Origin of the sequence: Halomonas sp. McH1-25 (assembly GCF_022348165.1) — a bacterium.
GTDB lineage: Bacteria > Pseudomonadota > Gammaproteobacteria > Pseudomonadales > Halomonadaceae > Modicisalibacter.
This window is the reverse complement of sequence record NZ_JAKRFI010000002.1, coordinates 507,353-525,131: the sequence shown is the minus strand read 5'-3', so window position 1 is coordinate 525,131 and position 17,779 is coordinate 507,353. Positions and strand designations below refer to the sequence as shown.

The 17,779-nt window shown below is 61.7% G+C and carries 17 protein-coding genes; 3 read left to right on the top strand and 14 right to left on the bottom strand.

Annotated features, from left to right (window positions below):
• Window positions 1-123: 123 nt before the first annotated feature.
• The 13 genes from MHM84_RS08835 to MHM84_RS08775 form a co-directional block, all read right to left on the bottom strand.
• Window positions 124-552, bottom strand: coding sequence for a bifunctional adenosylcobinamide kinase/adenosylcobinamide-phosphate guanylyltransferase (locus tag MHM84_RS08835; RefSeq protein ID WP_239264995.1), 429 nt, complete (start codon window positions 550-552; stop codon window positions 124-126).
• Window positions 504-1,136, bottom strand: a complete 633-nt coding sequence (locus tag MHM84_RS08830; protein WP_239264993.1) for a histidine phosphatase family protein — start codon at window positions 1,134-1,136, stop codon at window positions 504-506. Before MHM84_RS08830 ends, MHM84_RS08835 begins: the two co-directional genes overlap by 49 nt.
• Window positions 1,088-1,846: an adenosylcobinamide-GDP ribazoletransferase gene (cobS, locus tag MHM84_RS08825; protein ID WP_239264991.1), complete on the bottom strand. Its 759-nt coding sequence runs from the start codon at window positions 1,844-1,846 to the stop codon at window positions 1,088-1,090. Before cobS ends, MHM84_RS08830 begins: the two co-directional genes overlap by 49 nt.
• Window positions 1,834-2,391 carry a bifunctional adenosylcobinamide kinase/adenosylcobinamide-phosphate guanylyltransferase gene (locus tag MHM84_RS08820; RefSeq protein ID WP_239264989.1) on the bottom strand — a complete coding sequence of 186 codons (558 nt, stop codon included), beginning with the start codon at window positions 2,389-2,391 and terminating at the stop codon, window positions 1,834-1,836. The genes cobS and MHM84_RS08820 overlap by 13 nt, the downstream gene beginning before the upstream one ends.
• Window positions 2,388-3,509, bottom strand: a complete 1,122-nt coding sequence (cobD, locus tag MHM84_RS08815; protein WP_239264987.1) for a threonine-phosphate decarboxylase CobD — start codon at window positions 3,507-3,509, stop codon at window positions 2,388-2,390. Before cobD ends, MHM84_RS08820 begins: the two co-directional genes overlap by 4 nt.
• A complete protein-coding gene (gene cbiB, locus MHM84_RS08810; protein ID WP_239264985.1) occupies window positions 3,506-4,486 on the bottom strand; it encodes an adenosylcobinamide-phosphate synthase CbiB in 981 nt (326 codons plus the stop codon). Before cbiB ends, cobD begins: the two co-directional genes overlap by 4 nt.
• Window positions 4,487-4,490: 4 nt before the next feature.
• Window positions 4,491-5,552, bottom strand: a complete 1,062-nt coding sequence (gene cobT, locus MHM84_RS08805) for a nicotinate-nucleotide--dimethylbenzimidazole phosphoribosyltransferase (protein WP_239264983.1) — start codon at window positions 5,550-5,552, stop codon at window positions 4,491-4,493.
• A gap of 151 nt (window positions 5,553-5,703) precedes the next feature.
• Window positions 5,704-6,810: an alkene reductase gene (locus tag MHM84_RS08800; protein ID WP_239264960.1), complete on the bottom strand. Its 1,107-nt coding sequence runs from the start codon at window positions 6,808-6,810 to the stop codon at window positions 5,704-5,706.
• Between the two features lie 159 nt (window positions 6,811-6,969).
• Window positions 6,970-7,743: a M15 family metallopeptidase gene (locus MHM84_RS08795; RefSeq protein WP_239264958.1), complete on the bottom strand. Its 774-nt coding sequence runs from the start codon at window positions 7,741-7,743 to the stop codon at window positions 6,970-6,972.
• A gap of 3 nt (window positions 7,744-7,746) precedes the next feature.
• Window positions 7,747-9,024 carry a TRAP transporter large permease gene (locus MHM84_RS08790; protein WP_239264956.1) on the bottom strand — a complete coding sequence of 426 codons (1,278 nt, stop codon included), beginning with the start codon at window positions 9,022-9,024 and terminating at the stop codon, window positions 7,747-7,749.
• Window positions 9,021-9,512: a TRAP transporter small permease gene (locus MHM84_RS08785; RefSeq protein WP_239264954.1), complete on the bottom strand. Its 492-nt coding sequence runs from the start codon at window positions 9,510-9,512 to the stop codon at window positions 9,021-9,023. Before MHM84_RS08785 ends, MHM84_RS08790 begins: the two co-directional genes overlap by 4 nt.
• A gap of 64 nt (window positions 9,513-9,576) precedes the next feature.
• Window positions 9,577-10,551: a TRAP transporter substrate-binding protein DctP gene (gene dctP, locus MHM84_RS08780; protein ID WP_239265311.1), complete on the bottom strand. Its 975-nt coding sequence runs from the start codon at window positions 10,549-10,551 to the stop codon at window positions 9,577-9,579.
• Between the two features lie 160 nt (window positions 10,552-10,711).
• Window positions 10,712-11,653 (bottom strand): LysR family transcriptional regulator, encoded by a 942-nt coding sequence (locus MHM84_RS08775; protein WP_239264952.1) that lies wholly within the window; start codon window positions 11,651-11,653, stop codon window positions 10,712-10,714.
• A gap of 388 nt (window positions 11,654-12,041) precedes the next feature.
• On the opposite strand from MHM84_RS08775, the gene otsB reads away from it, so the two are divergent.
• A complete protein-coding gene (otsB, locus tag MHM84_RS08770; RefSeq protein ID WP_239264950.1) occupies window positions 12,042-12,755 on the top strand; it encodes a trehalose-phosphatase in 714 nt (237 codons plus the stop codon).
• Window positions 12,756-12,885: 130 nt separating this feature from the next.
• Window positions 12,886-14,280: a trehalose-6-phosphate synthase gene (locus MHM84_RS08765; RefSeq protein ID WP_239264948.1), complete on the top strand. Its 1,395-nt coding sequence runs from the start codon at window positions 12,886-12,888 to the stop codon at window positions 14,278-14,280.
• 60 nt (window positions 14,281-14,340) lie between these two features.
• On the opposite strand, the gene MHM84_RS08760 is transcribed toward MHM84_RS08765, so the two are convergent.
• Window positions 14,341-14,547 carry a hypothetical protein gene (locus MHM84_RS08760; RefSeq protein WP_239264946.1) on the bottom strand — a complete coding sequence of 69 codons (207 nt, stop codon included), beginning with the start codon at window positions 14,545-14,547 and terminating at the stop codon, window positions 14,341-14,343.
• Window positions 14,548-14,874: 327 nt separating this feature from the next.
• Here MHM84_RS08760 and MHM84_RS08755 point away from each other — a divergent pair, with 327 nt between their 5' ends.
• A complete protein-coding gene (locus MHM84_RS08755; RefSeq protein ID WP_239264944.1) occupies window positions 14,875-17,109 on the top strand; it encodes an NADP-dependent isocitrate dehydrogenase in 2,235 nt (744 codons plus the stop codon).
• Window positions 17,110-17,779: the final 670 nt, after the last annotated feature.

The following is a 17,779-nucleotide window of genomic DNA, read 5'->3' as shown; positions in this document are numbered from 1 at the left end:
ATATGTGGTTATAGGCTTCTTATAGAAATGTAATTTATCGTTAGCGCTTGGTGTCGTTAAAGAAGCGTCTCCCCATCCTAAATGACCGTAACCTTGCTATTCATGTCACTGACTAACGCTTCGTCAACGCATGCCTTGCACCAGTCCATTCCACACATACCACACCCGCTCGGCCATCGAGGCAGCATCCTGGGCCAGCCAGCCAGCCAGATCGCGCAGACGTCGCTCGCCAGCATCGAGGGGCACGATGCCGCGCCCCATCTCCAGCACTATCAGCACGACCAGCAGGCCATGTTCGCGTTCGGCACGGGCCAATGCCGCGAGCGTGTCGGCGAATCGCCTGCGCAGCCGATCGTCATCCTCGGTCTCGTCCAGGGCTGTCGCCAGCCAGCGCTCCCAGCCTTCAACCACTAGCGTCGTGCCCGGTATCGCACGCTGCGGCCATGTCTCCAGATCGTCCCCGGCATAGGCGGTAAGCCAGACGGGGTTGTCGAAGCGCGCTCTTACCGCGGCACGCTTGCCGGCGTAGGCGCCACCGATGAAGCACTGCATTGCCACCCTCCCCGATAGATGAACGTCAGCGTATGGGACTGGCCCGGTTCGATGCTGCCCTCCCAGAAGCCGAGCCCTTCATGGCGCTGACGCAGCGCACGGATCACGCCACCATGGGTGACGACCAGCACACGACCATGCCCTTGCGTCTCGGCACGTGCCAGCAGGTCGTCCATGCCCGCCGCTACCCGGGCGTGGAAGGCGGCTGCCGACTCGCCACCCGGCGGGGCCAGCTCGCCCTGGCTGTCGATCCAGGCCCGGTAGCCGGCATCGTGCTTGAGATCGTCATAGCGCAGCCCCTCGTAGGCGCCGAAGTCGAGCTCGCGCAGGCGGGCATCGAAACGCGTCTCGACGCCTCGATCGTTGGGCAACCCAAGCCCGGTCAGGGTTTGTCGGCAACGCTGCAGGTCGCTGCAATAGACGGCGTCGAACGTCAGCCTCGCCAACGCGGCACGCAACGCGTCGAGGCCATTGTCGATATCGAGCAGTTCGATATCGCGATGACCCAGATAACGCCGTTCGCGGTTCCATGCCGTCAGCCCGTGGCGAACGAGCACCACAGCCAGACGCTCAGCAACAGCCATAGCTCTCCTCCCTCGATGGCGGCGCCCAGGATGTCGCCATTGATGCCGTTGAAGGCGCGCCGCGCCCATAGGCCATAGCCGATCAGAAACGGAACCAGGGCGACGAGCAGCCACGCCCAACCCGGCCAAAGCAGGAAAACCAACGGCAGCGGCCACAATGCCAACAGCAGGTCGCGCTGCCCAAGGTGTTGCTGCCAGGCGCGTGCCAGCCCCTCGGGACGGGCCGCCGGTACCTGGACCAGCAATCCCACCGCCCCCAGACGCGCCAGGGCCATGACCAGCGGCAGCCACGCCAGGCCGGCATTGGTGTCGAGCAACGCCAGCAGCAGCGCGCCCTTCCACAGCAGCAGGAAGACCAGCGCCAGGATGCCAAAACTTCCGACATGCGGGTCTTTCATGATCGCCCAGCGCTTTTCCAGCGGGGCATTGCTGCCTACGGCGTCGGCCACGTCCATCCAACCGTCCAGGTGCAGTCCGCCGCTCAACGCCACCCAGGCACTGAGCAGCAGCAGAGCCAACATCGGTATCGGCAGTACTGCCTGCAGCAGCATTCCGACCATGGCCACGATGCCGCCCAGCAGCAGTCCCACCAGTGGATAACAACGCACTGCCCAGCGGCTGGTCTGAGCATGCCACGGGCATTCGACCGGCACCGGCAGACGCGACAGGAACTGCAACGCCAGCAGGAAACCGTACATCACGGCACGCATGGCCGTTCTCCTTTCCAATAGGCCGGCAGGCCAGCGACGACCTGGACGACCACCTCGGCCTCGGCCACGACCTCGCGGTGCAAACGCTGCAGGAAAGCCACGTAGCGCTGCACCTCGGCATCGCGAACCGGCAACCCCTCGTTGACGTCGTTGGAGACCACCACCAGGTCCAATGCTCGGGCGCGGGCCTCATGCATGACGACACGCAACATCGCCACGCCGGCATGTTCGTTCAGCGAACTGGCATACAGCACCTGGCTGGCCCACAGCGTCAGGCAGTCGAGCAGCACGGTGCTCCGGTCCGCCACCTGACCGATCGCCGTATCGATGGCCACGGGTTCTTCCAGCGTCGTCCAGGCCTCGCCGCGCTCACGACGGTGCCGTGCGATGCGCCCGGCCATTTCTTCGTCCCCGGCAGCACCAGCCGCCTTCGCCGTGGCCAGGTAATAAAGACCACCGCCATGTTCGGCCTGCCAGGATCGGGCCAGCGATTCGGCATAGCGGCTCTTGCCCGAGCGTGCACCGCCACTGACGAAGGCGATCATGACGTCCCCTGCCCCTTTTTCCGCGTCTGCCGCCAGGTTGAGAGAACCGCCAGCAGGCGATCGTTGTCCTCGACCGAACGCACCGCCAGACGCAGCCAGCCATCTTCGAGACCAGGAAAATTATGGGTGTGCCTGGCGAGGATGCCAACGCTGGCCAGAAAGCGCAGCAACGCATCGGTGGAGTGCGGCTGGTGACGATCGCGCAACAGATAGAAATTGACCCGGGTCGGCGACACCTCGAACCCCAGGCGTGTCAACGCCGGTGTCAGACGATCCAGTTCCCGACGCAGCCAGTCGTGAGTCCGCGCAACAAACGCCTCATCGGCCAGCAACGGCGCGACGAGGGCGGCGGCCGGGGCATTGACGCTCCACGGCATCTGCAGTTCGGCAGCCCGGGCGACGATGTCGGGTGCGCCCAGCAGGTAACCCAGCCGCAGGCCGGGAATAGTGTAGAGCTTGGTCAGCGAACGCAGGATCAGCAGATTGGGATACACGGCGAGCAGCGGAATCAAGGATTCGGCAGCATCCTCGACGAAATCGATGAATGCCTCGTCGACGACCAGGCAGGTGCCGTGCGTCCGCCCCGCTTCGAGCAGGCGCTCGATCAGCGCACGCGGAATCAGCGTACCGCTGGGATTGTTGGGGCGGCAAAGGAACATGACATCAGCCTCACGCATGACCTCGCAAGCGCGCCTCTCGTCGAGCGAGAAATCGGCGGCCAGGAAGGCGCTGTGAATGGCGAGCCCGTAATGCCGGCAAGCGCGTGCATACTCGTCGAAGGTCGGCTGGACGATGGCAGCCTGCCGTCCGGCATGCAGGGCGGCAGCCAGGAAAATCGCCTCCGCACCGCCATTGGTCAGCAGTACCTGTGAGGCGTCGAGCCCCTGGGCCTCGGCGATCGCACATCGTGCAGTGTAATAGTCGGGATCGGGATAACGATCGATACCGTGCCAGAGGGACGGCAAGTGCTCGTCCAGCCACTCCGGCGGGCCCAGTGGGTTGAGATTGGCGCTGAAGTCCAGCACCTCGCGCCCGGGCGGCAGCCCGAGCCGCTCCAGCAGCGCCCGAGGCTGGCCGCCGTGGCGCGGCCAATCCTGTGCCGGCACGTCGCGTGTCATGCAATGGCCTCCCATAGCAGTGCCACGATGGCCAACAACAGCACAAAGGCCAACCAACCGGCATGCATGTGGCGGATGGCCCGGAACACGTGCGTGACGGACAACACCTCGCGGGGCGTACCCAGCGTGGCGCGCTGCGAGACGCGACCCTGATAATGATTGGTGCCGCCGAGCTGCACACCGAGCAGGTGCGCCATCATCGCCTCCGGCCAGCCGGCGTTGGGGCTGGGATGGCGTGGCGCGTCACGCCAGGTCGCGACCAGCGCGCCGCGCACCCTGGCATTGGGCACGAGCCAGGCGGCCAGCCACAGGCACACTGCGGTCAGCCGGGCGGGGATCCAGTTGGCGAGATCGTCGAGCTTCGCCGAAGCGTAGCCGAAGTCGGCATGGCGCGAGCTCAGGTAGCCGACCATCGAATCCAGCGTATTTACCGCCTTGTAGGCCAGCGCCAGCGGCGCACCGCCGATGAAAGCCCAGAACAGCGGCGCGGTGATGCCATCGACGGTATTCTCGGCGACCGTTTCCACGCTGGCGCGGGTGATCTCGCCCTCGTCCAGCGCCTGGGTGTCGCGACCGACGATCATGGCAAGCCGTGACCGGGCCGTGACCAGATCGCCACGTGCCAGCGGCCGGGCCACCTCGAGTGCCGCATCGCGCAGCCCCTTGATGGCCAGCGTGGTCGTCAGCAAGGCAATCTCGCCGAGCATGCCCAGCCAGGGGTGCAACCAGGTCAACGCCGCCAACGCCAGCCAAGCGGTCGTGTAGGTTCCCAGCACCACCAGAGCTGTCAGCAAGACACCTCTAATCCGCCGGGCCTGAGAGGAACCATGGTTCCAGGCCCGGTCCAGGCGGGAGATCAGGCGTCCGATGATGACCACCGGATGCGGCAGCCAACGCGGGTCGCCAACAAGCAGATCAAGGGTGATCGCAACCAGCAATAATCCTGACCCGGCCAGGCTGAACGGCTCGACGAGCATGGGATCAGCGCGACTCGCTGTCGGTTACGCCGGCCGAGGCAAAGGTCGCCATCTCGGCAAGCATGCGCGTGGCCGAGACCAGCAGCGGATAGGCCAGTGCCGCGCCGGTGCCTTCCCCCAGGCGCAGGTCCAGATCGAGCAGCGGTCGGGCCTGGAGCGTATCCAACGCCACGCCATGGCCCGGCTCCAGGGAGCGATGCCCGAAAATCATGGCGTCGCGTGCCGCCGGGCACAACCGACAGGCCACCAGGGCGGCCACCGTGGCAATGAAGCCATCAACGATAACCGGCAGGCGATGCGCCGCCGCGCCCAGATAGGCCCCGGCCATGGCGGCAATTTCCAGCCCGCCGAGCTTGCTCACTACGTCCAGCGCATCGTCGGCGTCCGCCTGGCGCGCCGCAATGGCCCGTTCGATCACCGCCTGCTTGTGGACGAGATGCGACTCGGCAATGCCAGTGCCCCGGCCAACCAGGCCATGCACCTCATGGCCGGTCAGAACTGCCAGTACGGCGCTGCTCGCCGTCGTGTTGGCAATGCCCATCTCGCCGACGATCAGGCAGCGGCAGCCGGCCTCGGCCATACGCTCGGCGGCTTGGATGCCGGTTTCGACGGCCTGTACGGCCTCGTCGCGAGTCATGGCGTCGGTTTCGACGATATTGCCCGTACCGGGACGGATCTTGGCATGCACGATGCCATCGCCAGCCAGCTCGGCCGCCACGCCGACATCGATCACTTCCAGCCGGGCGCCGATCTGGCGGGCAAAGACATTGATCGCTGCGCCCCGGCTGACGAAGTTGGCAACCATCTGGGCAGTGACTTCCTGAGGAAAGGCCGACACGCCCTCCGCCGCCACCCCGTGATCGGCGGCGAACACCAACACGCCGGGCGGCGTTACGTCGGGAAAGTCCTCGCCACGGATTTCCGCCAGCTCAATGGCCAGCGTCTCCAGGCGCCCCAGGCTACCGGGGGGTTTGGTAAGCGTGTCGAGATGGGTACAGACCCGGTCGCCAACCTGGCGATCCCGGTCACGAATGCGTGTAAGCGTGTGCTCTAGCGTGGGCGACATGCGCAGGGCTTCTATTCGCTGGCTCGTTTAGGGGGCTGGCACAATGTACGGCCAGGGCCACGGAACGCAGCGAGCTTATCACAGCGAGGCGAATGCAGGACGGGGCGGAAGACAAGGGGGCATTGTACCCCCTTGCCTGCCAGCAGTCAGATTACGACTCCAGGAAGGGATAGTCGGTATAGCCTCGCTCATCACCACCGTAGAAGGTGCTGGCGTCCCATTCGTTGAGCGGGGCCCCGCGGCGGAAACGCTCCGGCAGGTCGGGGTTGGCAATGAAGGCCCGCCCGAACGATGCCAGGTCGCACTTGTCCGCCTCGATGCGCTCGCGCGCCTCCTCGGCCGTGTAGTGCCCGTTGCCGATATAGGTGCGCTTGAAGTTGTCCTGAATGGCCTTGATGACTTCTTCGGGACGCCCCTTCACCAGGTTGCCCTGGAACGAGTCCTCCACCACTTCGATAAAGGCGATGCCGGCCTCGTCGAGTCGCTTGGCAAACGCCGCGAAGGTTTCGACCGGGTTGTCGTCGGCCATGTCATTGAAACTGCCGGTCGGCGTGACACGCACCCCGACCCGGTCCGCCCCCCAGACCTCGGCCACGGCATCCACGACCATCATCGGGAAGCGAAGGCGATTCTCCAGCGAGCCACCGTAGTGGTCGGTGCGCTGGTTGCTCTTGGTGCGCAGAAACTGATCGAGCAGATAACCGTTGGCGGCATGAATCTCGACACCATCGAAACCCGCCCGTTTGGCATTCTCGGCCCCTTGGCGAAACTGTTCGACGACGTCGGGGATCTCGTCGGTTTCGAGCGCCCGAGGCTCGGGTATATCGACCATGCCGGACTCGGCACTGATAAAGGTCTGTGCACCCTCGGGCTTGATCGCCGACGGCGCCACCGGCTTCTCGCCGTTCGGCTGCAGCTCAGGGTGAGAAATGCGACCCACGTGCCAAAGCTGCAGAATGATACGGCCGCCAGCGCCGTGAACGGCATCGACCACCTTGCGCCAACCCTCGACCTGCGCATCGGAATGGATGCCCGGCGTGAAAGCATAGCCCTTACCCTGCGGCGAGACCTGGGTCGCCTCGGCGATGATCAGCCCCGCGCTGGCGCGTTGCCGATAGTACTCGACATTCATGTCGTTGGGCACGTCGCCCGGCTGTCCGGCACGTGAGCGGGTCAAGGGCGGCATGATTACCCTGTTGGGCAGTTCCATTCCGCAAAGCATAAACGGACGGAACAGGATATCTTCCTGATTGGCCATGAGTCTCTTCCTCTGAGATCGTCATAAGTTGCATCAAGCAAGGCTGGCAAGCCGTCCTGGCCGCGTCAATGCCAGCCCTGTTGCCCAAGCGTAAAGAGATTTGCGTGCCGGTAACCCGCCAGCACCGCGGTCCGGAACGACCGTCGCAAACGACCCCGGCTACAGCTGCCGGCGCCAACGGCTTTCGATGGTATCCAGCTCGGCCGGGCCGTAGAGGGCCCGCCCATGATCGCCATAATGGGCCCACAGCTGATCGCCGAAGTCGTAATGCCACCATTCGCTGGGCAGGTTGGTGAACCCCTGCTCACGCATGGCATGGAATAGCAGCCGACGATGATCGCGTGCCCGGACCAGACAATCGTCGAGTTCGCCCTGGTTTTCCAGGGCCGCGGTATGCGAGGCCGGCACCGCCTCGTCGAACAATGTGCCCATGTCCAGCATCAGGCCATCCTCATCGCACAGCGTCACATCGACGGCGCCTCCGGTGAGATGCGGACTCGGCGCCTGCGGGTCGCGACTGGGAACGGAAACGAACTCACGAGTGCGCATCAGCAATTGCTCTTCATCAGCTTCACCATGATGCGAGCGGATCGATTCATAGAGGGTATCGAACAGATATTGCTGGACCCGCCAGGGCCGCCAGCCGTCCAGCACGACCAGTTGCAAGCCCGACGGCAGCGAGCGTGCCACGGCCAGTAGTCGCCGGTAGACGTCTTCACGCACGTAGCATTCGGCGACCGCACCGGGAATGCCCAGCTTGGCATAGGCCGGAAAGACTTTTATGGGTAGTGGCGCCAGGCTCATGGGCACGAGCGGCGCATTATCACCCTGAATGGGCAAGCGGCTGACCGTTTCCCAGTGCGGCTCGGCAAGGGTCGGAATGGGTGGCAGCCGGTCAGCGAGAATCGTAGTGGAAGAAGGGTTCGCCATCATTGTTTATCCAAGCAGGGCCGGCAGCCAAAGGGTCAGGGACGGAAACAGAATCAGCAGAATCAGGACGAAGACAGCCGTGAGCACAAAGGGCCAGATCGTCTTGAATAGTTCGACAATCTCCAGCCGACTCACGGCAGCCGCGACGAACACACAGGCGCCCATGGGCGGTGTGATCAACGCGATGGTGATATTCAGGGTAATGATGATGCCCAGATGCACCGGATCGACACCCGCCATCATCGCCACCGGTGAGAGAATCGGCGTAAGCAGCATCAGCGCCGACACCTCCTCCATGAACATGCCGGTGACAAACGTGATGGCGCTGAGCAGTAACAGAATCAGCAGGGAGTTCTCCATGTACGGTGCCAGGAGCTCGACGAACTGGGCTGGCACCTGGGCATAGGACAATAGCCAGCTGATGGTTGCCGACGCGGCCATGATCAGGAAGATCGCCGAGGTCAGCCGCGCCGTGTCGACGATGGCCCGCCATACGTCGGTCAATCGTAAATTGCCGAGCATGAATCCGCACAAGGCGACGTACAGTGCCGTCAGGGCGCCGGATTCGGTCGGCGTGACGAACCCCAGCACGATCCCGGCAACGATGATGAACGGTGCCACGAGGGCCGGCATTGCGGCAAACGTGGCTTTGGCCAGCTCACTGGCCGCAGGCCAGCGGCCTCGCTTGGCCAGCCCCTTGTGCCAGGCGTACCAGGCGTTCATGGCCATGAACGCCATCCCGAGGATCAGGCCCGGCACGACTCCCGCCAGGAACAGGTCGCCTACCGAGGTATTGGTCAGCGAGGCATAGAGGATCATGAAAATGCTGGGAGGAATGATCGGCCCGATCAGCGAACTACCTGCAGTCAGCCCGGCTGCGAACGCCGTGGAGTAGCCCTCCTTGCGCATCGCAGGCACCAGCAATGACCCCAGCGCAGAGGTATCTGCCACTGCCGAACCATTGACGCCTGCAAAGAATACGCTCGAGACCACGTTGACATGTCCCATGCCTCCCCGCAGATGCCCCACCAACAACCGAGCCAGCCCCATCAGGCGCTCGGTCAGGCTACTGACATTCATCAGGTTGCCAGCGAGGATAAACAACGGGATCGCCATCAGGGAAAAGGCATTGATGCCCCCGAAGAATTGTTGGGGCAGCATGCGAGGAATCATCGAAGGATCGATGAACATGAACCCGACCAGGGCCGTGACCAGCAGGGCCAGGAACAAGGGCAGTCCCAACAGGATGTGCACCAGAAAGACGGCCAGCATGGTCAGGGTCATATCGTTTCCTCCACCTGGGTGCGCAGAGGCGCCGGACCGTACCAGAGTACATGCCAGGCCAGCAGTGCGAAGCCCACTGGCAGCGACATCATGGGAATGGTGCGGCTAATGCCCAGTCCGGAGCTGGTGAACATGGATACTGACTGTGCATAGTCATAACTGATGATTGTGCCGGCTACCGCCAGCCCCAGAGTCAGTAACCACTGATACCAGTTGAGAAGCCGGCAAAGCCCAGCCGGCAATAGCTTTTCGATCAGTGCGACACGCATGTGACCGCCTTCGACCCACACGGCGCCGGCCGCCAGCAGGACACTGCCGATGATCAGATAGCGGGCCAGTTCATCGGTCCAGATCGGGGCGCCACCCGCCAGGTAACGCATGAATACGCCATAAAGAATGACGGCCAGATCGATGAATAGCAGGGTACTGGCGACACACAGCGACAGCGGCCGACTGACGGCCAGAACCCGAGAGCGAAGCGAAGTCATGGGCGTTCTACAAGCAGGAATCAGGAGAGGCAGGGAGGCGACTCCCTGCCGTTTCGAGTGTCGGTTACTGAGCCAGCTCGGTCATTCCGGTATCTTTCAGTGCCATATCGATCCAGCGTTGTTCGATCCCCTGCTCCGTCAGCCAGTCCAGATAGGCCGGCTGGCCCTGCTCACGAAATGCTTGCAGATCCTCCTGCGAAGGTCGGATGACTTCCATGCCCTGTTCTTCCAAATAGGCAATGCGTTCGTCGACCTTTGCTTCGTTGTAGTCCCGAGCCATCTCGTTAGCCTCGGCCACGGCGTCCATGAAGGCTTGGCGGGTTTCTTCATCCCAGCTATCCAGCATCTTGCCGTTACCCACCAGGAACTGGTCCGAATATTGGATATTGGCCAGGGTCAGGTAGTCCTGTACCTCGTGGAGACTGCCCAGAATGATATACATCGGCGGGTTCATTTGACCGTCGGCGACACCGGTACGCAGGGCCATGTAAACCTCGGTCCAGGGGATCGGCGTACCTGACGCACCAAATGCTTCGTAGAGGGCGACCTGGCTGGGGTCCATTGCACGAAAGCGCAGTCCCTCGAAATCCTTGGGTGAGTGGATGGGCTTCTCATTGTTGGTGAATGCCAGGAAGCCCCCCTCCTCGACGACGGCCAAGAGCTCGGCGCCGGTACGCTCACGCAGAGCGTTTTCCACTTCTTGCCAGTACTGACCTTCGTCGAAGAAATTGCGTGCCGCCTCGAAATCCTCGAACAGGAAAGGAATCGCGCTGACATAGATTTCAGGTACGAGAGGAGACATGCCGGCAAAGGAGGCAATGTTCAGGCTAGGGGTGCTCATGACCTGTTCCATGCGGGCCTGCTCTTCGCCGAGCATGCTATTGGGGTACAGCTTCAGCTGGATTTCGCCGTTGGTCTTCTCTGCGACAAGGTCTTTCAAGTTGGTCGCGAATACATGGACGGCGTTCTTGTCGGGGTCAGGCGCACCGTTATAACTCAAGTTCACGGTCGTTTCGGCCTGTGCGGAACCTGCCAGCATGGCGAAGCTCAGGACACAGCTAGAAACCAGCGTTCGCAACGGAAGTCGTGCAGAACATGACATGACAATGTCTCCTTGTTGTTGTTAAGGCATAGGGTTAAACAAAGTTACATGAGACTATGCATTGTCGTGTTGCCTATGCAATCACGATTGCGTTGCCTCAAATGCAACACTTGGCGTTTAGCAGTCTCGGCGCGTCGGCATTGAAAAAGCGCAGCCCTCTTCTCAAATGGGTTACGCATGCCTGGGAAGCCACGGTCAGCTCCCGGCCTACCCGGCTGACGATCTGGGCACGTGCCCCACTGAGTACCGGGTAATCCATGGGCAGGACACGGATCTCACCGTTGCGCACTTCTTCCATCACAGTCAGCTCCGGCATGAATGTCACGCCAATTCCCGAGCGTACGAAGTTCTTGAGCACGGCCACCGAATTCGTGCGTAAGCGGGCATGCAAATGCACCCGCTCCTGCTGCTCCACCAAGCTGACCATCTGGCGCATGCCGAAACAGTTATCCATCAGCCCCAGCGGCCATGCAGTCAGATCGTGTAATGTCAGTGGCCTGTCTTTTGCCAAGAGCGGGTGATCTGCCGGCACGATGAGGTCCAGTGGCTGAAGTGTCTCCACATGACAATGCAGGAGGGGATCGACTGGCGGGGCATAGAGCAAAGCGAGATCCACTTCCATGTCTTTGACAAGCGATATCGCTTCATTGACACCGGCCATGCGCACCTCCAGCTCGATACCCGAAAACGCGGTAAGAAAGCTCTGCAGGGGAGCCGACACCAGGTCGGCGATAAAGCCCTCCCCGACGGCAATCCGCACTTCGCCGCGGCGTAACTCTTGTAACGCCATCAGTCTGGAAAGCGCGGCCTCTTCAGCGGCACGCTGGGCGTGATAATGCTCGACGAGTAGCTTGCCTGCCTGCGTGGCATGCATTCCGCTCCCATGCCTCTCGCATAACGTGATTCCCAGGGTTTCCTCCAGCGCCTTGATTTGCCGGCTGAGCGCTGAGGCATCCACATCGAGATAGGCGGCGGCACGACGTAGTGAGCCACGACGAATGACTTCGTTAAGGTAGGCCAAGGCTCGCTGATTAAGCATGTTTTCTCCAACGAGGCACGATAATCAAGATTAGAGTTATTCTTCGGACCGGGACGGGGATCACCCAACCGGTAAGCAGGAATGTTGTGGCAGGCTGCATGCTTCCCTTTCATCTCGCAACGCATTGTCAACAGAGATTGCAAACGAGCAAATTTAGTTGCGGAGCGTAAGGAGTTGTTTTCATAAGCCCAACGCGACACGACAGCCCATACCCATCACTGCCATACGCTGGCGAACGCGGCTGGTCTTTCTTACAGTAAGAGTGCACTTCGATGGAATATCCGTCGAGGACCGCTGTATCCAATAGGCTCAGGGAGGGTGCCTTTCGATGTCGAATCCGGAAATGTTCCGATCATGTCCTTTGCCTCAAAAGGACGAAGCTTGGGCATTGTTTCTCGACTTGGATGGCACGCTGAGTCCCCTGAAGGAAAAGCCGGCGGACGTGGTGTTGGAAAAGCGCCTGCTGGAACTGCTCAAACAGTTGCACCAACGCCTCGATGGCGCTCTTGCCATCATCAGTGGGCGCTCCATCGACGATCTGTCGCGCCTGCTATCGCCGCTGGAATTACCCTTGGCGGGACAACACGGTGCCGAGCGACGCGATGCGGTGAACGGTTATTCGTTGACCGACCCCGACCATGCCACGCTGCAGGAGGCGCGCGAGGAACTGAGCCGTTTTCTCGATGCGCATCCCGAGTTGGAGCTGGAAGACAAAGGGGCCAGCCTGGCCCTGCATTATCGCAATGCGCCCGACAAGCAGTCGACGATCGAGAAGCAGCTGGAAAGCTTGAGGAAACGCTTGGGAGATGCCCTGATCCTGCATGGCGGCAAGTCCGTGTTCGAGTTACGGACAACCTCTTGCAACAAGGGCGAAGCCATCCATCAGTTCATGCAAGTGACGCCATTCGCCCAGCGTACGCCAGTGTTTCTCGGCGACGATTTGACAGACGAGGACGGCTTCGAGGCCGTCAATGCCTTGGGAGGATACAGTATCAAGGTCGGCCAGGGCGAAACCCAGGCAAGGTATCGGTTGGGCGATACCCAGGCCGTGGAAGCCTGGCTGAAGGCCTGCCTGGAACAATGGCCGGCAGGATCAGCATAAACTAGAGTGAAGTCCGGCATGATCGCGACAGATTGTTTCGGCTAGCTTGGATAGCTACCGACCGGACGTCATCCTGGGTGAGTGCGGGCAGGAAGGCTCGCGCCACCCGCCATTAGCCATAGGTGTTCACATGTCCAAGGAACCGGATAACGAGCTGATTGTCGTCTCCAATCGCGTCCCTTCCCCGAAAAGCTCGGGAGGCAGCCAGGGCGGACTCGCCGTTGGCGTCATGAACGCCTTGCAGAAGAACGAAGGATTGTGGGTCGGCTGGAGCGGCGAAATCGATGAGAATCGCGATGCCCAGCTCAATCACTACGAATTCGACTCGGTACGTTTCGCGACGTTTCCGCTTACCGAGAACGATCACCAGACCTTTTACATCGGCTTCTCCAACGAGGTGCTCTGGCCGCTGTTCCACTATCGGACCGACAAGGTGGAATACGATCGTGAAAATCTGGAAGGTTACCTGCGCGTCAGCCAGCGCTATGCCCGGCACGTCGCTACGCTGGTCGAGCCCCATTCGCGTATTTGGGTGCATGACTACCAGCTGATCCCGCTGGGGCACTTCCTGCGTCAGGCCGGCATCAACGTGCCCATCGGGCATTTCCTGCATACACCGTTCCCTCCCTGGGACGTGCTGCGCATCCTCCCCGATTACGAGAACCTGTTGCGCTATTTCAGCGCCTACGACGTGATCGGCTTCCAGACCAAGTGCGACCAGCGCAACTTCGAAGAGTGCATGCGCCACGGTTTCGATGCCACCTTCCATGAAGACGGCACGATCGAGGTCGAAGGTCGCCGCTTCCGGGCCGAGGCCTACCCCATCTCGATCGATATCGAATCGGCTCAGGAAATGGCGCGCCAAGGCGTGGAAAGCAACATCGGCAAGCGTATGGCGCAATCACTGGCCGACCGCACGATGGTGATGGGCGTCGACCGGCTGGACTACAGCAAGGGCATTTTCAAGCGCTTCCAGGCCTTCGAGCGATTGCTGGAAAAGGCCGAGCACCAGCATGGCCACGTCGTGTTCGTGCAGATATCCCCTCCCTCGCGCACCGATGTCCCGGAGTATGCCGAGCTGCGCACGACGCTGGAGCGTATCGCCGGCCACGTCAATGGCCGCTTCTCGGATTACGACTGGACACCGCTGCGTTACCTCAATCGCGGCTACAGCCGGGAATCTATCCTCGGTTTCCTGCGCCTGAGCCGGGTCGGTTTCCTGACTCCGCTGCGCGACGGCATGAACCTGGTCGCCAAGGAGTTCGTTGCTGCACAGGATCCCGAAGATCCCGGCGTACTGGTGCTTTCCCACCTGGCCGGGGCATCCTGGGAGTTGCAGGAAGGCGCCCTGGTCTGCAACCCGTACGATACCGAAGGCGTCGCCGACATGCTGGATCAGGCCCTGAACATGCCGCTGGACGAGCGAAAGGAACGTTGGCAGCGCATGATGGAGGTGATGCGCAAGAACGACATACACCACTGGTGTCGCCAGTTCCTCGGCGCTCTGGGTGCCGTTGAGCATTAATCCGCTCGAAAAGACACCGGCACACGGATGCCGGTGTCTTCGAAGTGAACACTACCTCAACTACGTGGCGGGATACTGGTCCGTCATGCCAGGTTCTTCGTCATTGAGTTCCTGACAGGCTGCCCGCGCCTCTTCCTCGGTGGCATAGACGCCATATTCCTTGCTGGTTTCGGTGTTGTAGACCAAGTATCCCTCGTCGCGCCGTTGCGAGGCATCGCGACGCGTCGTTTCACTGTCTGGATGTGCGGCTCGGTAACTGTACGGCATGGCTCGTCTCCCCGATGAGTGGTCACTAGCGAAGGTAGGCGATGGCTCGGGCACGCACCAGGCCAAGCGCCAGCTACACTAGTCCGTGACTCGACGATAGCGGCCATGCGCATCGCGTGCTGCACTGGTATACTCCGGCACGTTCGCTGGGGATTGTCGACAAACCCGGACCAACCGATACCGTGCGAGATACAGGGCCAGGCAGCGATTACTCGCCCGCCCCCGGCATGGGACAGGCCGGTTGAAAGGGGGCTCCAGGCATCCCGGATTTTCATCTTCACCGCCCAGATTCGTGCCATCGCTGTGACAAGAGAGGTCAATGCAGACATGTCCAAAACGCCAAAGATCATCTACACGCTGACTGACGAAGCCCCCGCGCTGGCGACCTACTCGCTGCTGCCGATCATCGATGCCTTCACCGACCCGGCCGGTATCGAAGTGGAGACCCGTGATATCTCGCTGGCCGGCCGTATCATCTCGCAGTTTCCCGATTACCTGACCGAAGAGCAGCGTATCGGCGATCATCTGGCCGAACTCGGCGAATTGGCCAAGACCCCCGAAGCCAACATCATCAAGCTGCCCAACATCAGCGCCTCCACGCCGCAGCTGAAGGCCGCCATCAAGGAACTTCAGCAGCAGGGCTACAAGCTGCCCGACTACACCGAAGAGCCCAAGAGCGACGAAGAAAAGGCCATCAAGGCACGCTACGACAAGGTCAAGGGCAGTGCCGTCAACCCGGTCCTGCGTGAAGGTAACTCCGACCGTCGCGCGCCGCTGTCGGTGAAGAACTATGCGCGCAAGTATCCGCACCGCATGGGCGAGTGGAGCAGCGAGTCCAAGTCCCACGTCTCGCACATGAGCGAGGGCGACTTCTATGGCAGCGAGAAGTCCACCACCCTCGGCGCCGCTGGCAATCTCAAGATCGAGCTGGTCGGGCAGGACGGCAACACCACCGTCCTCAAGGAAAAGACCCCGGTCCTCGACGGCGAAGTCGTCGACGCTGCGGTGATGAGCAGCAGCGCCCTGCGCACCTTCGTCGCCGAAGCCATCGACGATGCCAAGTCCCAGGACGTGCTGTTCTCGCTGCATCTCAAGGCGACCATGATGAAGATCTCCGATCCGATCATGTTCGGTCTGGTCGTCTCCGAGTTCTACAAGGAGGTGCTGAGCAAGCACGCCGACGACCTCGCCCAGGTTGGCTTCGACCCTAACAATGGCATCGGCGATCTCTACGCGACCATCACGTCACTGCCCGAAGACAAGCAGGCCGAGATCGAGTCCGACATCCAGGCGCTGTACAACGAGCGCCCGCGCCTGGCGATGGTCAACTCGCACAAGGGCATCACCAACCTGCACGTGCCCAGCGACGTGATCATCGACGCCTCCATGCCGGCCATGATCCGCGATTCCGGCAAGATGTGGGGTGCCGACGATGCGCTGCACGATACCAAGGCGGTGATTCCCGATCGCTGCTATGCCGGCATCTACCAGACCGTGATCGAGGACTGCAAGAAGAACGGCGCCTTCGATCCGACCACCATGGGTAGCGTACCCAACGTCGGCCTGATGGCGCAGAAGGCCGAGGAGTACGGCTCCCACGACAAGACCTTCCAGATCCCCGCGGCCGGCACCGTGCGCGTCACCGACGAGCAGGGCAACGTGGTCTTCGAGCACGCCGTGGAGAAAGGCGACATCTGGCGCATGTGCCAGACCAAGGACGCACCGATCCAGGACTGGGTCAAGCTGGCCGTGACCCGCGCGCGCGACAGCGGTGCGCCCGCCGTTTTCTGGCTGGACACCAACCGCGCCCACGATGCGCAGCTGATCGCGAAGGTCGAGCACTACCTCAAGGATCACGACACCAGCGGCCTGGATATTCGCATCATGGCGCCCGAGGACGCCATGCGCTTCTCGCTGGAGCGCATCCGCGCCGGCAAGGACACCATTTCCGTGACCGGCAACGTACTGCGCGACTACCTGACCGACCTGTTCCCGATCATGGAACTCGGTACCAGCGCCAAGATGCTCTCCATCGTCCCGCTGATGAACGGCGGTGGCCTGTTCGAGACCGGCGCCGGCGGCAGCGCGCCCAAGCACGTCCAGCAACTGCTGCAGGAAAACCACCTGCGCTGGGACTCCCTGGGCGAATTCCTGGCCCTGGCCGCATCTCTCGAACACCTTGGCAACACCTTCGACAACGCGAGCGCCAAGGTGCTGGCCAAGACGCTGGACCAGGCCAACGGCAAGTTTCTCGACAGCAACAAGGCGCCGTCGCGCAAGGTCGGCGAGATCGATAACCGCGGCAGCCACTTCTACCTGGCGCTGTACTGGGCCCAGGCCCTGGCCGATCAGGACGAGGACACCGAGCTGAAGTCGCTGTTTACCGAACTGGCCAAGACGCTGGAAGCCGAAGAGCAGACTATCGTCGACGAGCTCAACCGGGTGCAGGGCAAGCCGGTCGACATCCAGGGCTACTATCACCCCAACGGTGAACTGGCCAGCCAGGCCATGCGTCCGAGCGCCACGTTCAACGCCGCACTGGGCAAGGTGTCCAAGGCGTAACTGTCGCTGGGAACACCGGTGACGTTCTGAATCGCCGGCCGTGACATCGCAGCCCCTGCCTCGGCAGGGGCTGCGTGTTTTCACGCCTCCGCGCATCGACTTGTCGGTGTTTAGATACTGACTAACTCATTGAAAAACAAGCAATGTGAGACGCGAATCCTCCAGGTCGTCGTCGTTCGATGACAGGTTATCGGCCCGATGAGCCCGTTTTCCCTCGCCCCTTCGCAGCACTCATCTCAATGGCAAATATAAACCCCTGTTATGTAAAAGTTTTTATAAACATGGCACCTTCCTCGCTATAGTCAGAGTACGACTGACGAGGGTGGCACGTGCAAACGTCGTTCACCCCAGAACTTTCTCCCCCTCGTCAGTCCACGGATGAATCGCCGCGCCTTCGGGCCAGGGATGCCACGGCATCAGGAATGGATTCCCGCAAGGACGCCCCGTTTGGCATGCGCCGTCAGAGATTGACCGACGACGCATCACGAACAGTGTCAAAGGACGTAATCGATGGCCGTCCTTTGACTCTGTGGGGCCTAGCCCCAGCACGACCCTTCAGTTCCCTGCGTACCTTGGACCGCTCTTGCGGTCCATTTTTTTGCGTGCGTATGCGCCTTTCGTTAGCTGGCTAATCCCATCGGGTTAGGCGTAGAATTCCAGCCCGATCACC

What these genes read in the sequence shown, in the direction of transcription:
- MHM84_RS08835 (WP_239264995.1), bottom strand. Translation starts at nt 552, where the DNA reads ATGCAGTGCTTCATCGGTGGCGCCTACGCCGGCAAGCGTGCCGCGGTA.
- MHM84_RS08830 (WP_239264993.1), bottom strand. Translation starts at nt 1,136, where the DNA reads ATGGCTGTTGCTGAGCGTCTGGCTGTGGTGCTCGTTCGCCACGGGCTG.
- cobS (WP_239264991.1), bottom strand. Translation starts at nt 1,846, where the DNA reads ATGCGTGCCGTGATGTACGGTTTCCTGCTGGCGTTGCAGTTCCTGTCG.
- MHM84_RS08820 (WP_239264989.1), bottom strand. Translation starts at nt 2,391, where the DNA reads ATGATCGCCTTCGTCAGTGGCGGTGCACGCTCGGGCAAGAGCCGCTAT.
- cobD (WP_239264987.1), bottom strand. Translation starts at nt 3,509, where the DNA reads ATGACACGCGACGTGCCGGCACAGGATTGGCCGCGCCACGGCGGCCAG.
- cbiB (WP_239264985.1), bottom strand. Translation starts at nt 4,486, where the DNA reads ATGCTCGTCGAGCCGTTCAGCCTGGCCGGGTCAGGATTATTGCTGGTT.
- cobT (WP_239264983.1), bottom strand. Translation starts at nt 5,552, where the DNA reads ATGTCGCCCACGCTAGAGCACACGCTTACACGCATTCGTGACCGGGAT.
- MHM84_RS08800 (WP_239264960.1), bottom strand. Translation starts at nt 6,810, where the DNA reads ATGGCCAATCAGGAAGATATCCTGTTCCGTCCGTTTATGCTTTGCGGA.
- MHM84_RS08795 (WP_239264958.1), bottom strand. Translation starts at nt 7,743, where the DNA reads ATGATGGCGAACCCTTCTTCCACTACGATTCTCGCTGACCGGCTGCCA.
- MHM84_RS08790 (WP_239264956.1), bottom strand. Translation starts at nt 9,024, where the DNA reads ATGACCCTGACCATGCTGGCCGTCTTTCTGGTGCACATCCTGTTGGGA.
- MHM84_RS08785 (WP_239264954.1), bottom strand. Translation starts at nt 9,512, where the DNA reads ATGACTTCGCTTCGCTCTCGGGTTCTGGCCGTCAGTCGGCCGCTGTCG.
- dctP (WP_239265311.1), bottom strand. Translation starts at nt 10,551, where the DNA reads ATGCTGGCAGGTTCCGCACAGGCCGAAACGACCGTGAACTTGAGTTAT.
- MHM84_RS08775 (WP_239264952.1), bottom strand. Translation starts at nt 11,653, where the DNA reads ATGCTTAATCAGCGAGCCTTGGCCTACCTTAACGAAGTCATTCGTCGT.
- MHM84_RS08765 (WP_239264948.1), top strand. Translation starts at nt 12,886, where the DNA reads ATGTCCAAGGAACCGGATAACGAGCTGATTGTCGTCTCCAATCGCGTC.
- MHM84_RS08760 (WP_239264946.1), bottom strand. Translation starts at nt 14,547, where the DNA reads ATGCCGTACAGTTACCGAGCCGCACATCCAGACAGTGAAACGACGCGT.
- MHM84_RS08755 (WP_239264944.1), top strand. Translation starts at nt 14,875, where the DNA reads ATGTCCAAAACGCCAAAGATCATCTACACGCTGACTGACGAAGCCCCC.